Annotated in this window: 13 protein-coding genes and 1 riboswitch; of the genes, 2 read left to right on the top strand and 11 right to left on the bottom strand. The window is 60.2% G+C overall.

Going from position 1 to position 13,525, the window contains the following annotated elements; genetic code table 11:
• Positions 1 to 50: 50 nt before the first annotated feature.
• Both ABFX56_RS01965 and ABFX56_RS01960 read left to right on the top strand, forming a co-directional pair.
• On the top strand, positions 51 to 1,589 hold the full coding sequence (locus tag ABFX56_RS01965; protein ID WP_346231596.1) for a MutS-related protein: 1,539 nt from the start codon (positions 51 to 53) through the stop codon (positions 1,587 to 1,589).
• Positions 1,586 to 3,109 (top strand): MutS-related protein, encoded by a 1,524-nt coding sequence (locus tag ABFX56_RS01960; protein ID WP_346231595.1) that lies wholly within the window; start codon positions 1,586 to 1,588, stop codon positions 3,107 to 3,109. Before ABFX56_RS01965 ends, ABFX56_RS01960 begins: the two co-directional genes overlap by 4 nt.
• A gap of 104 nt (positions 3,110 to 3,213) precedes the next feature.
• On the opposite strand, the gene ABFX56_RS01955 is transcribed toward ABFX56_RS01960, so the two are convergent.
• From ABFX56_RS01955 to ABFX56_RS01910, 11 genes are all read right to left on the bottom strand, one after another.
• Positions 3,214 to 3,633 (bottom strand): YkvA family protein, encoded by a 420-nt coding sequence (locus tag ABFX56_RS01955; RefSeq protein WP_428834384.1) that lies wholly within the window; start codon positions 3,631 to 3,633, stop codon positions 3,214 to 3,216.
• A gap of 4 nt (positions 3,634 to 3,637) precedes the next feature.
• On the bottom strand, positions 3,638 to 3,784 hold the full coding sequence (locus ABFX56_RS16260) for a Chromate resistance protein ChrB (RefSeq protein WP_428834383.1): 147 nt from the start codon (positions 3,782 to 3,784) through the stop codon (positions 3,638 to 3,640).
• Positions 3,785 to 3,786: 2 nt separating this feature from the next.
• Positions 3,787 to 4,305 (bottom strand): universal stress protein, encoded by a 519-nt coding sequence (locus tag ABFX56_RS01950; protein ID WP_346231594.1) that lies wholly within the window; start codon positions 4,303 to 4,305, stop codon positions 3,787 to 3,789.
• A 42-nt stretch (positions 4,306 to 4,347) separates the two neighbouring features.
• On the bottom strand, positions 4,348 to 4,728 hold the full coding sequence (crcB, locus tag ABFX56_RS01945) for a fluoride efflux transporter CrcB (protein ID WP_346231593.1): 381 nt from the start codon (positions 4,726 to 4,728) through the stop codon (positions 4,348 to 4,350).
• Positions 4,725 to 5,264 (bottom strand): fluoride efflux transporter CrcB, encoded by a 540-nt coding sequence (gene crcB / locus ABFX56_RS01940; protein ID WP_346231592.1) that lies wholly within the window; start codon positions 5,262 to 5,264, stop codon positions 4,725 to 4,727. The genes crcB (ABFX56_RS01945) and crcB (ABFX56_RS01940) overlap by 4 nt, the downstream gene beginning before the upstream one ends.
• 23 nt (positions 5,265 to 5,287) lie before the next feature.
• A riboswitch (Fluoride riboswitch) is annotated at positions 5,288 to 5,364 on the bottom strand.
• Positions 5,365 to 5,527: 163 nt separating this feature from the next.
• Entirely contained in the window at positions 5,528 to 6,622 is a 1,095-nt protein-coding gene (locus tag ABFX56_RS01935) for a hypothetical protein (RefSeq protein ID WP_346231591.1), read from the bottom strand.
• A 2-nt stretch (positions 6,623 to 6,624) separates the two neighbouring features.
• A complete protein-coding gene (locus ABFX56_RS01930) occupies positions 6,625 to 6,885 on the bottom strand; it encodes a hypothetical protein (protein ID WP_346231590.1) in 261 nt (86 codons plus the stop codon).
• A 672-nt stretch (positions 6,886 to 7,557) separates the two neighbouring features.
• Entirely contained in the window at positions 7,558 to 10,059 is a 2,502-nt protein-coding gene (locus ABFX56_RS01925) for a DEAD/DEAH box helicase (RefSeq protein ID WP_346231589.1), read from the bottom strand.
• Positions 10,059 to 11,750 carry a site-specific DNA-methyltransferase gene (locus ABFX56_RS01920; protein WP_346231588.1) on the bottom strand — a complete coding sequence of 564 codons (1,692 nt, stop codon included), beginning with the start codon at positions 11,748 to 11,750 and terminating at the stop codon, positions 10,059 to 10,061. Before ABFX56_RS01920 ends, ABFX56_RS01925 begins: the two co-directional genes overlap by 1 nt.
• Before the next feature lie 690 nt (positions 11,751 to 12,440).
• Positions 12,441 to 12,686, bottom strand: coding sequence for an SHOCT domain-containing protein (locus ABFX56_RS01915; RefSeq protein ID WP_346233120.1), 246 nt, complete (start codon positions 12,684 to 12,686; stop codon positions 12,441 to 12,443).
• Positions 12,687 to 12,726: 40 nt separating this feature from the next.
• Entirely contained in the window at positions 12,727 to 13,425 is a 699-nt protein-coding gene (locus ABFX56_RS01910; RefSeq protein WP_346231587.1) for a thioredoxin-like domain-containing protein, read from the bottom strand.
• Positions 13,426 to 13,525 lie beyond the last annotated feature (100 nt).

The raw sequence follows: 13,525 nt of genomic DNA, 5'->3' as shown, positions 1-13,525 counted from the left end.
TGATGGCTTCTACCACACGTTGTTACTGCGACGGAAGGTAGGCGTCGGCGATGGCTTCAACGGTGAGCGTCCTGTTCTTGAATCCGTCGGATCGCGTCCGTGCCGAAGATGCGACGCAGCCGGACTTCTTCACGGATCTGAATCTCGACCAGATCGTGGCGTCGATCGTGGTGGGGCGTGACGAGTACGATCTGGCGCCGTTCTTCTCGGTCCCGATGAAGAATGTCGAGGCCGTGGACTACCGGCACGAGGTCCTCGACGATCTGCAGACCGGGGCACTGTTCGCGGCCGTTGAGTCGTTCGCGGACCAAATGCGGGCGGTGAGGTTGAACCTTTCCCTCTCGGAGAAGGTGTACTACCCGCATGAAAAGGAGCGCTGGTTCCTAGATGCGGCGCGACTGTATTGCGGCGCGGTACGAACTCTCGCTGGCCAACTGGCATCCGCGCAGCTCACCTCGCACGGGTTTCTGTCGTTTCGTGACTATCTGGCAGCCCATATCGCCGCCGACACGTTCACGAACCTTGCCGCTGACACCGAGCGACTGGCGGCCGACCTTTCCGACGTCAAGTACAGCATGGACATCAAGGGCGACCGCATCACCGTCACCGACTACTACGGGGAGAGCGACTACAGCGCGGAGGTCGCCGCAACGTTCCAACGATTCGAGCAGGGCGCCGTCAAGGACTACCTGATCGCCTTCGCGGAGCCACCGGGGATGAACCACGTCGAAGCTGCGGTTCTGCAGATGGTGGCGAAACTGAACCCGGCAGTGTTCCAGGCGTTGGATCGCTTCCGCAGTGAGCACGACGGCTTCCTCGACGACACCCTCACTCGCTTTGACCGGGAGGTGCAGTTCTACCTTGCCTATCTGGCCCATGTCCATCGAATCGAATCCGCCGGCGTGCAATTTTGCTGTCCCAGCGTGTCTGATCGATCAAAGGAGATCAACGCCACCGCCACGTTCGATCTCGCCTTGGCGGACAAACTGCGTGATGAGAACACCCCGGTGGTCTGCAACGACTTTTTCCTGAACGATCCGGAGCGGATCTTCGTGGTGACCGGCCCGAACAATGGCGGCAAGACGACGTTCGCCAGAACCTTCGGGCAACTGCACTACCTGGCAAGCCTGGGACTTCCGGTACCCGGCTCCAAGGCGCAGCTTTTCCTCTTCGACAGGCTGTTCACCCACTTCGAGAAACAAGAAGACCCCACCAACCTGCACGGCAAGCTGGAGGACGACCTGTTGCGGATTCACGGCATTCTCGAACAAGCCAGCTCCAACAGCATCCTGGTCCTGAACGAGATCTTCACCTCGACAACGCTGGCCGACGCGATTTTTCTCGGCACCAAAGTCATCGAACAGATCATGGAGCTGGATTCGCTGTGCGTATGCGTGACCTTCGTCGACGAACTGGCCTCCCTGGGTGCTAGCACCGTCAGCACGGTCAGCACCGTGGACGCGGCCGACCCCGCGGTACGAACGTTCAAGATCGTGCGCAAACCCGCGGATGGCCTGGCCTACGCGGCGGCGATCGCCGAAAAATACGGGCTCAGTTACCACCGGCTGAAGGAAAGGATCAGCTCATGAAAGCGTTCCTGCTGTACCGGGACCGAGACTTCGACTTCGACGCGGCCCTGCCGGCCAACACCACCGACCTGACCGAGGACCTCGGGCTGGACACCCTCCTGACCGCGATGGCGCAGAACGACCGATTTCTGCTGGAAATCTCCAGAAAGGCGGTGCTGACCAGTGCCAGCGAGCCTGACGCCATCGTCTACCGCCAGGACATCCTCACCGACTGCCTGAAGCACCCGGCGGTGGTCCGGCAAATCTACGACACCGCCGTGGAGGCCCTCGACGGAGTCAAGAAAACGTTCTGGAGCAGGTTCAGCGCCCGTCCCGACACCAACCTGCAACGCTCGGTCGAACTGCTGGAACTGTTCATGCCCCTGCTCGAGCGCCTGAGGACAATCGCCGACGAGCACAGCGACGTCTTCGCGTCCGAAGGCCTCACCCGTTTCTTCCGCATGCTCAGAAACGAGTTGGACGACGAGTATCTGCGTACCGTGGAGGATCACGTCCGGCGGCTCCGGTTTCGCACCCAAGGCGTCCTGATCAGCGCCGAACTCGGCCCCGGCAACGCCGGCCGCAACTACACCCTGCTTCGTCGCACGGACGATAGACGCAACTGGCTACGGCGGATGCTGGGCGAGGGCCGCCCGCACTACTACTACAAAATCCCGGAACGGGACGAGAATGGCGCCAAGGCCCTGGGAGAGTTGCGGATACGTGGCATCAACCTCGTCGCCAACGCGCTGTCACAGTCCACGGACCACATCCAGAACTTCTTCACCCGGCTGCGCGCCGAACTGGCCTTCTACATCGGATGCCTCAACGCTCACATGCTTCTGACCCGGATCGGCGGGCCCATCTGCCTGCCCGTCCCAGAGCGACGAGGCCGGCCCGAAATGTCCTGCGCGGGACTGTACGACATCGGCCTCAGCCTGAACACCGGGCGGCGGGTGGTCGGAAACGACATGGGCGCGGACGGGAGACCGCTTGTGATGATCACTGGAGCCAACCAGGGCGGCAAGTCCACCTTCCTTCGCAGCGTAGGCCTTGCCCAGCTGATGATGCAGTGCGGAATGTTCGTTGCCGCGGAATCCTTCCGCTCCAGCGTGCGCTCGGGAATCTTCACGCATTACCGGCGGGAAGAGGACGCGACCATGACCAGCGGCAAATTCGACGAGGAACTGCGCAGAATGAGCGCACTCTTGGGCGACCTGCACCCGGGCTCGATGATCCTGTTCAACGAGTCTTTCGCGGCCACCAACGAACGGGAAGGATCACAGATCGCCAGACAGATCATCCGAGCGCTGCTGGAGGGCGGGGCGCGCGTGTTCTTCGTCACGCACCAATACGACCTGGCGAACGGGTTCTACCGGCACCAACCGGACACCACACTGTTCCTCCGAGCCGAAAGAACAACCGACGGGCGACGCTCCTTCACCCTGGTCGAGGGCGAACCCCTACCCACAAGCTTCGGCCGCGACCTGTACGAGCGCATCTTCGAGGGGGCCGTCGACGCTACTCGGGTCGGCGTATAGGGCAGCTCCCGCTCCCAGGGCAGCCTTTCGCCGTGCGGAGTGGGACTCTCATGCTGGAAGGCCTCGTCTTGTCTGGTCAGGACTCACTCATGAGGGTGTTCCCGTTAGGCGCCGGATGAACTGATTCCGGCAAGCCGTTCGATGACCAGCAGGCCGGCCGGCGTGCCGGGCCAGTGTCGACGCAGCTGTTCAGGCCCTGCGGAGCGGATCACGGAGCGCAGGACCAGGGCGACGATCACGTCATCGGCGTAGCCGATGACGGGGAGAAAGTCGGGGACGAGATCCAGCGGTGAAAGCAAGTAGGCCAGCAGCAGTATCAGCTTGACCCGCACTCCGAGCGAGACGGTTCTGTCGACTGTGAGCCTCCGGATCACCCGCAACAGATCAGGCAGCAGACGCAAGGCATCGTTCATCCCAACCGTTTCCGGGTGACGGCGGGCATAAACCCACAGGCCCAGCAGCAGAACGAGGTACACGGCAACCACGCCAGCAAAGAAACCCGCCAGCATCACCCACCATTCCACCGTCCTACTCTCCGATCGCTAGATGAAACTGACCGGCGGAGGCGCGCAGCGCGGAATAGACCCGCTCTGCGTATCCGTCACAAATGGCCGCGCACTGGCGCAGAAGCTCCTCAGCAGCATCAGCTTCGGGGAGTTCAAGAATCGGGTGCACGTTTAGGCCCGCTCCCAGGGCAGCTTTTCGCCGTGCGGAATGGGTGCCACCGGGACGACCAGCACCGGTCGATGCTGTCGGTGGGCCAAATGCACAGCGAGCGAACCGCCGAAGAACTCCTGGATACTCGAGCGTGCACCGTCACGCGTGCCGACGACGATGAGGCGCGCGTCGAGCGTGTCAGCGAGGTGAGACAACGCTCGTACGGGCTCGCCAGCCAATGCCCGCAAACTCCAATGGACGGAACGGTCTCGAAGGACATCCTCGAGGTGTCCGGCCAAGACCGGATCAAATTCCGCCTCACCGAACTCCGGCAAGTCGGGATCGAACGGCACTGCGACAACTGATCCGTCAGGGTTCTCGGAAGCGGTATAGCGTTCGCGATCCACGAAGGCGCAGACCAGTTCGGCACCGAGATCAGCGGCGAGGTCTGCAGCCTGGGTCACGACAAGATCGGACTGGTGAGGGACGACGCCCACAATGATGTATCCGCTTCGCTTGCCGCGGTCATTCGAGTCCATGATGTGTCCGATCCCAAGGCGATTATTCTGTCAGAACGTTGGTTACCACGGAAGGGAGCCGAGCCAGAGCCCGGCACCGGCGGCCAGAAGAGCCACAGCGAACATTCCGAGACCGTTGCCGAGAGCCGCTACATAGCGACCGGCCTGGGCAAGCCGTACCGTCTCAAAGCTTGCCGTGCTGAACGTGGTGTAACCGCCGAGAAACCCTGTACCGAGAATGAGACGCCACTCTGTCGGCATTGCGTGAGTGAGAGCGAGCCCGGTGATAAGTCCAAGGAGCAGCGATCCGGTGACATTGATCACCGTCGTGCCCAAGGGAAAGGCGACTTTCACCTGGCTGCGCAGGAACCCATCGAGCACGAGTCTTGCCACGGCACCCAGCCCACCGGCAATGGAAAGGGCAACGATGACTAACGGATTCATTGGTTGACTTCCCGGCCATGCCTCATGAACGCAAAGCGTCTTGGCCGCCATCCATGGGCGGCTGCCCCCACCACAATCCCGCCGGCGGCCGCCACAGCGCCTATGCACAGTGTGGCCGCAGAGTAAATCAGCCCGAGCAGGAGATGATCGTTCGCGAGCAGCCCAGTGGTGTCTACCGAGAACGAACTATAGGTGGTGAAACCACCGAGGATGCCGGTGCCCACGAGCAGCCGCAGGGTGCGTCGCATCCCTTCATCCGCACCTCGTCGGATGAGCGATTCCAGCAGCACGCCAAGAGCGAAGGCACCGGAAACGTTGATCGCGAACGTTCCCAGCGGGAGTCCGTGCCAGTCCGGAATGACGGTGGAGAGCAGGTAGCGTGCGGCGGTGCCGAGACTGCCGCCGATCAGGACTAAACCCAGGTAACGCCAGTGCAGGTGCACCGGCCGTGGTACCGCTGTCGGTGTCTCGGCAAGCTCAAGGTCGCCGTCAATCGACGGCTGGCCGTTCAGCAGTGGTGCGATATTTTCCGACACAGCAATCCTGCCCTTCAATCGAAGAAGAAGCAGGAACCATTAGCGTGCACTGCGGTTCGAGCGATGCGACGCTCCGGCGGGATCCATCACCGTGCACCCAAATATACCTGAGGCCACACCGACAAGCTTGCAATAAGAGATCGGCGGCCTGGAGCGGCACAACGTCAACCAGATAGCTCTGGCGGTACTTCGGGTGGCCACAGCCCCATTGCACCAGACCCATTGTGTGGTATCGAAACCCTACTTCACGGCTCGGATCCGGACTAAAGCTCGTGGCCGAAATCTCGGACGGGGCTCTGACGTACCCGGCTAGCTAAGCTCTGCGCGTTTGAAGCGCCGAGTCCGGGATGGTCTCGATGGGGGACCAAGTTTGGGCCAGCCCAGGTGAGCGGCTCTGGTAGTTGCTGATGTGATACGACAGGGCGCAGGGCGAGTTGTCTGCGGAGCCACGGTGCGTCGTTGGTGCGATCCAGCAGCTTGTCGGCAATTCGCCGTCGAACTTCTTCGTCCAGGTTCAGCGGTGCCTTGCCGCGGAGCACACGTGCTCGCGAGTCCAGCTCCACCTCACCCCGGATTCGAGCGCCATGCCGGGTCATCTGCTTGCGTAAGTCACTTTCGAACCGGTGCAATAGTGCCGCGCGGCGGCGTGCGAGCGCCGAGGTCCGCGCCCAGTCCGCCAGCAGTTCTGGTGGGGTCGGGGAATAGCTACTGCGGATTCGGGCTCGCTCCTGCATGGTGCGGTTTCTCGAATAGAACTCCGCCGCGGCCGCAGCGTTCGCGCGCACCTCTCGTGCCGGCACCCGATGAAGCTTCCTTAGCGGCAAGCCCGCCGCGGCGAGGCGGCGATCCAAGCGCTTCCGCTCCCGATTCTGAGCAAGCATCCGCTCGTAGACGGCGGGATCGGACCGGTACTGTCGCTGAAGCTCAGCTCGCCGTACCTTATTTTTAGAGCGCCGCTGGCGGCCTCGTTCCTGCGTCCGTTCGGGCGCAGCATCCCGTCGTGCCGTGGCACGTGCCGCGATCTCTTCCCTATGGCGCTCGTAGTAATTCCGTTGGTGCTCGCGTACCCGCTCCGGATGTCGCTTTGCATACAGACGCTTGTTCGCCGCCGCCCGCTCCGGATTGCCTCGTGCCCAGTCCCGCGCCCGCTCGCGCGCCTTCTGGCGTTGTTCACGCTGGGAGACGGCCTTCTGACGGCGCACCCGCTCGCTCTCCCGATTGGACTCGCGAATCCGCTCACGGTTTCGCTCCCGATACGCGCGCGCATATTCCCGCCGTGCCCGCTCCCGAGCAGAAGCGAGGTGCTCGGCGTCGCGCTCGGGCGGTGTGTCGGACGAGGACGCCAGATCCCGGGGCACGACTACTCAGAATCGGAAGCGAGACTAAGCAACACGTCAAACAGGTACTGCCGGGAGCCTGTCGGATCGGCGATGGCTCGACCAATTGCCTCTCCCAGTCGGGCACGTTGGTCCTCGACGAGGTCGCGGACGGGTTCCAGGCACCAGTCCACATCGGTGACAAGCTCGTAGCCTGGCTCGTCAACGGCGATCGCCGGGTGCCACATCAGACAGGCAAGTCCGACACGCTGCAAAGTGTCATCGAGCGATTCTCGGTTCGGCATGATTCCTCCGTTCCGGTGTGCGGTGCGCACACCGGCAGGGAACATGCTCGACCCGGGGAAGCCCCGGCGACACGAATCGGTCTGAGACTGTGGAGAACTCATACCGACCAGGTGCGCGCGAACACCCGGAGGTGAGGGCGGCAGTACTCGGCTACTTAGCGACGGTGGCGGATCGGAATACACCGTCCGCCACCGGAACGCCCGTCAGCGAGCCGCCTACAGCGACGAATTGCTTGACCGGTGTTCACGCTGACATACGTTCGGGGAGCACCTGCCGCCATCGCAGAGTACATGTCAGCTAATCGGGTGACGCTTTCATCGACCACTCGCTAGCGAACGTTGGACCTGACGGCCGGTTCGCCTTTGATGGAGTGACCCCGAATCTCGGTACGCCACGGTTCGAGACGTCCCGGCCTGAAAACCGCCACTGAGGTGTCTGATCGAAAGGTGGCTCGGCGGTTTAGGATGAGCCTGCCACGCTGGCGGCATAGACGGCGTGTTGCGCGACCTTGTGATCCGACGTCTTGGTGCTCAGCCGTGGTCCCTTTGGAATGCCAGCCCGCAGCGAGTTGCGTTTTACACGCTTGCTAGGCGCGAGACGGTTAGAACACATCCCTCATTTCTTGCCAGCGAACCTGACGCACCTTGGGGAAGTTCGTAGAGCCGCGGCCCTCACGCTCCTCCGAGACCTCGGAGTGCGGCCCATGAGCCGTTAGCGTCACGTACATCCGATTCTGAGACCAGCACATAGTGCCATTTCGGGCCTGCGCTAAAGGCTGGCGATGTATTGACATAGTTAGACCATTTCTTTGCTGCGTTTCGCTTCCTTTGTACTGACTCGGTCGTCATCTGGTTATCCGCCTTGACTTCCACGATCCATCGCTCACCGTCGGCAAGGCTGACCAAGAAGTCAGGGTTATAGCCATCTCCGGTGCGCCGCCAATTAATTGGCAGGTCGCCGTTTTGCAGTCTTAGCCACCACTTGGCCGACTCATCGTCATCGAGCAAGAGAGCGACATCGCGTTCGGGCTCCGAGTCGAACCAATCGGAAGTCATGACCGACTTCCTGAATCCGGAGTATGCGGTATCTCGACTGAATGAATCGCGAACATCATCGCTTTCGTACGACCGGGTGTTTTGTCTACAGGGTACGAACGAGCGTCCGATGGCGACTTGCTCGGTCTCAGCGGTCGACGATAACCGGTGCTGTTCGTCATTGACGAGGCGAACGAGACGCACTATCGCACGGTCAAGGTAGGCCGAGAGCAATTCGTCTGCGCCGCCGTTGAGCCCGTCAAAAAACGCATCGAGCAGTGGTTGTGCGGCCAGCTTCTCGATCTCGCGCTGATCCTTTCGAGCGCTCACAGAAGGCGAAGCTAGCATCGCCTGCAGGAGCTGTTCACGCAGCCATTCCACGGTTAGCTTAACGGCGACCTGAGTGGTTACCCGGTCTTTGGCTGTCGTACGAACTAGCTGAAGGCGTTCGACTCCGTCCACTCCGCGGACTCGTTTGGCCGATACTGTCATTCGCCGAAGTTCTACGTCTGGGTTCACACGTAGGCGACGTCCGAGTTCCCGAAATGGGGCCTCGTCGGTGATGTCTCTCAAAGAGAAAGACGCACCGACGCGAGTAGCTCTCAGAATTGGCAGTTCGATGCCGGGTGCGTCTGGCCGCAGGGTGACTGCGGGACGCGCCAGGACATCTCTCGTGTCGCGGCCCATGGTTTCTCGCGAATCGAGGTCGCTGATCTGCACGAAGCCATCTGTCTCCGGCTGGGTCCCGACGTCGGCACCGGCTGCCTCCACAAGTCCGCGGCCAGTTTCTTGTTCGTCCCGGCTCAGGTATGGATCGCCAGTATCAGTGGTCTTGATCGTGGCTCGGGTTCTGTACGACACAAAGTCCTCGCTAAGTACGCCGGCCCTGTCAAGAAGTGTGCGGAATTTGTCGTGTGCAATGATCTCGAGCGTGTCAAGCATCTGTATGCCCGTGTACTTCCCGAAAGGTAATCGCAGGCCTCGGCCGAGCACTTGCTCAGTGAGAACCTCGGATAGTGAAGGCTGTGTGGAGAGAAGGACGTAGACGTTCTTGACGTCCCAACCTTCTTTGAGCATTCGGACTGATACGATCACACGAATGTGCGAGTCCGGATTCTCCACCTTCGACAGACGTTCCCACATAGCAGGCTCGTTTTTCTCTGTCACGGAAGAGTCGACCTGAATCACCGCATCGACATAGTGTCCATGCTTGAATGAGGGGTCGCGCAGCATGTTCGCGATCTTGTCTGCCTCGGTAGTGTCCCGTGCGAGGACAAGCATTACTGGATTGACTGCTGGCGCATCGACTTGTTTCAAGCGGTAGGCGGCGACGGCATCTTCCTTGTACTCAAGCAAAGTCGTACCATCGAGGAGTTTTGTTTGCATGTCCTTACGGTCGTCTTTGCGCCCCACAATGACGGGAGTCTTCACGTACTTCTCGCCGATCGCAGCGGCGAGCGGGTACCTGAAGATGATCTCATCCTCGGAGGTGGACTTGTGCGGCGTTGCTGTAAGTCCCAGGAGAACTTTGGGATTTAGTCCGCGCACCGCCTCGGAGAATTTCGGTCCGTAATAGAGATGGTGTTCGTCGGCCAGGACCACGAGATCTTCGCGTGCTTTTAGTATCCCGTAAAGCTTGCCGCCCAACCCTTCCGTGAACTGGTGAGTGCGTCGCGCGAGACCTTCATTCGGCTTGAGAAGAATCTGCACAGTTAGTACGTAAACTTTCACCACGCCTGGATCGTTTATGACGTTCGCCATGGCTGGCGTGTTGTAGTTTTCCGAGGTGATGAGCGCAGTCTTTACTCCGAGCAACCGTGTGAGCGATTTTGCAGCGCCGGGTGTGAAGTTCGCGATTGTTTTCTCACGAATCGTTGCGCCAGGCACGACAATGACGAAGTCTGTCCACCCCCGAGACTGCGAAAGGTAATCGATCGCGGCCGCCATCACGTAGGTCTTTCCCACTCCCGTTGCTGAGGCGATAACACCTTCGAATGGGGCAGGACGACCGTAGAAATCATAATGCTCAGACACGTACGCCGCGACAGTTTCAAGCGCTTGACGATTCGGCTCCCGTAAGCACATCCGGCGCCCGATCTGTTCGATAAGACTCTCGTCGACATGAAGTTCGCGTGTCATTACTGCCCCTTGCTTGTCGCATTGACGAGCGGGGCAGCCCAATTGAGCCCGTTGGTTCTGCGATTCACCTGTCGGTAGTTTGAAATGATCGCCTCGGGTATTTTCTCGAGTGTGGAGCCGCGATGTTCTTCGGCCAATCGCTCCTGAGCGTATGGGTCTACCCCCGTTCCATACGCGACAAGAAGTTCACCTGGCGGTAACCAACCCAACAGGAAATCGATCACGGCATCGTTGACAAGACCGTCGATGACTGCAAGTCGTTCGTTCCCACGGCGACCGCTGAACGGCACATCTGTCTCAAACTCAAAGTTGTATTGAGCGGCCACGGCTTCCGCAAGACGATCCCCGGCGGCCCAGGGGGCAAGAAGGATCTGGCCATCTTCTTCATCAAACATTGAGGGTCCTACGTCGAGCACGCGGAAACCTCCACCACCTGACCAATTGGTCACCGTCACTTTGCGTGTCTTTGAGAGGCCGCGAAGAGCTCTGAGCACCTTTGAGAGGTCGGTGGAAGATATGGCCGAGTCCAACAGCCCATAGCCGTTAAGGCTCTTCAACACCAAGACTGCCGCCTTCACCCTCTCTACAGGAATCTCGGCCGGCAGCGCATCATTGACAGCCTCTACCGTAAGCGTCCGGGTCACACCGCCCTGATCTTCGCCCCCGATGACTTTTGAGAGCCGCGGCATGGTGAATCCCTCAACCGTGTCGCGCGACCACTCAACAGTTACCCAGCGCCGGCCAAGTTTGTGTGCTACAGCTGCAGTCGTTCCGGACCCTGCGAAGCAGTCGAGAATGATGTCGCCGGGAGATGTCGCAATCCGCAAGATCCGTTCCATGAGCCTCTCCGGCTTGGGTGTACTGAACGGTGTTTTTCCCGGGAAGAGTTTCTTGATCTCATTCTTTGAAGTTCTATTCGAGCCGACATCCTCCTTCGTCCAAATGGTTCGAGGGACCAGATCCATCACGTCGCTCAGGTATCTCTTGAGGCTAGGCCGCGCATCTCCCGTGGGTCCCCACCAGACACGGTTGTCAGCGTCCAGCTCCCGCAGCCGGTCCTCAGATACACGCCAGTAATTTCCGAGAGGTGGACAGAATGAACGCCCCGTGGGACCAACGATTGTGAAGCCGCCCTTTGAGTAAGGCTTTGTTGCGAACGGGTCCCCCGGGTACCAGGGGCCTCGCTCGTCGTTGTCTGGATTGGTGTATATGACGTCGGACTCAGCGGTTCGTGCAAGGCGAGTTGGCCTCCAGTCTTCTTCACGACCATAGACAAGGATGTAATCGTGGTCGGTGCTGAACTGCCTTGCCGAGTTCCTAGGCGAATCAGCCTTCTCCCACACGATTTCTGTCACGAACGCCTTCGGACCAAATACCTCGTCTAGTACCAAACGAGCGCGATGAACTTCGGCGTCGTCCAGGTGCACCCACACCGAACCATCGGATGCGAGAAGGTCCCGGATCTGGAGCAGACGATCGCGCATCATCGTGAGCCAGATGGAATGTTCTAGGTTGTCGTCGTATTGAGCGAATGCCTGCCCGGTGTTGAAGGGCGGGTCGATGTAGGCGAGCCGGATCTTTCCGAGGTATTCGTCAGCGAACTCAGGAATCTTGGCAAGTGACGTGAGTGCGTGCAGTGCATCTCCACGTATGAGGAGGTTGTCCTCGGCGCGTTTTTCAGCCGGATGCACTGCTCCAACGGTAGCGACCTCATGCAGCAGCCTGACTTCGCTGACGCGATAGTCAGACGGATCGGTCCATTGGAATGTTCCGTTCTCGAACGACAGCAGCCTGCGATGTTTGTCAGTCCAAGTCAGTTCCAGTCGGCCTGAGTGCTGCGTGGGGCCGGCTGGTGACGTCATAGTCGGGAACCTCCAAATTGTGGTGAGTGTAAATCAAGCGTATGCGGTATCTGATTCTCCACCGGCCTACTGACACGGACAATGACGGATCGTGATGAGGCTGCCGTTTGGCTTGCGCAGAGTCTTGATCGGTTGTACATCAGGGATTCAACCGGTCCTCGCAACATGATCACGGAGGTGGATATGGGACGATCACGAGGTTGGGCGACAGCGGTGACGGGGAGGCCGGTGTTCTTGACCTTAGCCGGTGCGTACACAGCTGGTGTTTTCCTGCACTGCCGACAGACAAGTAGAGCCACGCGGATCACTTCCATTACCTGAATCCGGACTCGTGCAAGTGGTATCGCCCTTTCAGCCGCCACGCACGAGTTAACGCGCTCAAGACCAGCGCTGCCTGGCAATGGTGGGAACGCCCTATCGAAAACTGGACCTACCGCATGACAACATTCCCGATGGGGCAACAGCGGGGCTCATGAGAGGCGATGCCGGAGAGCTGCGCCGCCCCTAAGGGGAGTTCGCTTACTGCAATCCGTCGCGTCGTTTCCGGTAGTCGTCCTCGTCAATGTCCCCGCGTGCGTATCGTTCGTCGAGGATCTGCCGGGCATTGCCAGCGCCAGCGGGGAACTGCGCATTGAAGCGGCCGCCGCGCGCAATCCAGACGATCAGCACCACAAGTGCGGCCACGACCGCCAGTGACAGCAACGCTCCGATGAGCATCCATGGCCACATCCACGCCATGCCTGAATATCCGTATCCGTATCCCATCACGATTTGTTCCTCGATCCCGACGTTTGTGGGTTGTACATTAGGACACCTTCCCCGGTCCGTCGATGCCACCGGTGCAGGGCCCGCCCGGTTCGGGTGCCGATTTAGCGAGTCGGTATTTTGCGATGAATTCGGCGATTCGGGGATCGTCCGCCTTTTTCACTTGGAGCTGGACGCCCCAGGCGGAAGCGACGATCGGGGCGGGCAGCCCTTCATAAGGGGAGAGGATCGCATAGGTGCTCGGGATGTCCTTCTGCAGCAATGCCAAATCAGCGCCGGTGATAGTGGAGGCATCGTACGTCACCCAGACAGATCCATGCTCGAGGGAGTGCACCGCGTTTTCGTTGGGGACTGGCTTGTCGTAGACGGCGCAGTTGAGGGGGACCGCGGCGTGGGGTCCGCCGACCGGCGGTGTCTGCGGATAGTCGACCGGCCCGGAAACGTGGTCGCGGGCCAGATTCGTGAAGGTCTGAATGCCGTCAATTGCCGCGGGCGGCGCCTTCGGAGCGGCCGAAACAACGGCGGCGATCAGCACGGCAACGACGGCTACCGCCACAATCGTGCTTCCGATGATCGTGAGTCGTCGCTTGCGTGCATCGCGGGCACGCTGCCGCTTGAACTTTTCGACCTTTTCGGCGGTGCGCCTCGCGCGCTGCTGCTTGAGCGAAAGGGTTTCGGTGGGTGGGTTCCCTGACGCGGTCCTTTCGCTCAAGGGGTGCTTTGTGCGGTTTCGCGCCATTCGGAGGTCTTTCTCTCATTCAGAATTGGCTTAAACCTAATCTACTAAGTTGATTAGGTGCAATACTCCGAAGGTCTTCTAGTATGGCTACAGGTAGGCA

It is taken from the genome of Parafrigoribacterium mesophilum (assembly GCF_039652555.1).
In the GTDB taxonomy this organism is placed as follows: Bacteria; Actinomycetota; Actinomycetes; order Actinomycetales; family Microbacteriaceae; genus Parafrigoribacterium; species Parafrigoribacterium mesophilum.
Note: the sequence above shows the minus strand (reverse complement) of the source record. Positions and strands in the feature narration are given on the sequence as shown.

Bases quoted from the DNA above. Each gene is read 5' to 3' on its own strand.
- ABFX56_RS01930 (WP_346231590.1), bottom strand. From the start codon at position 6,885: ATGCCGAACCGAGAATCGCTCGATGACACTTTGCAGCGTGTCGGACTT.
- crcB (WP_346231593.1), bottom strand. From the start codon at position 4,728: ATGAATCCGTTAGTCATCGTTGCCCTTTCCATTGCCGGTGGGCTGGGT.
- ABFX56_RS01965 (WP_346231596.1), top strand. From the start codon at position 51: ATGGCTTCAACGGTGAGCGTCCTGTTCTTGAATCCGTCGGATCGCGTC.
- ABFX56_RS01925 (WP_346231589.1), bottom strand. From the start codon at position 10,059: ATGACACGCGAACTTCATGTCGACGAGAGTCTTATCGAACAGATCGGG.
- ABFX56_RS01915 (WP_346233120.1), bottom strand. From the start codon at position 12,686: ATGGGATACGGATACGGATATTCAGGCATGGCGTGGATGTGGCCATGG.
- ABFX56_RS01950 (WP_346231594.1), bottom strand. From the start codon at position 4,305: ATGGACTCGAATGACCGCGGCAAGCGAAGCGGATACATCATTGTGGGC.
- ABFX56_RS01910 (WP_346231587.1), bottom strand. From the start codon at position 13,425: ATGGCGCGAAACCGCACAAAGCACCCCTTGAGCGAAAGGACCGCGTCA.
- ABFX56_RS01960 (WP_346231595.1), top strand. From the start codon at position 1,586: ATGAAAGCGTTCCTGCTGTACCGGGACCGAGACTTCGACTTCGACGCG.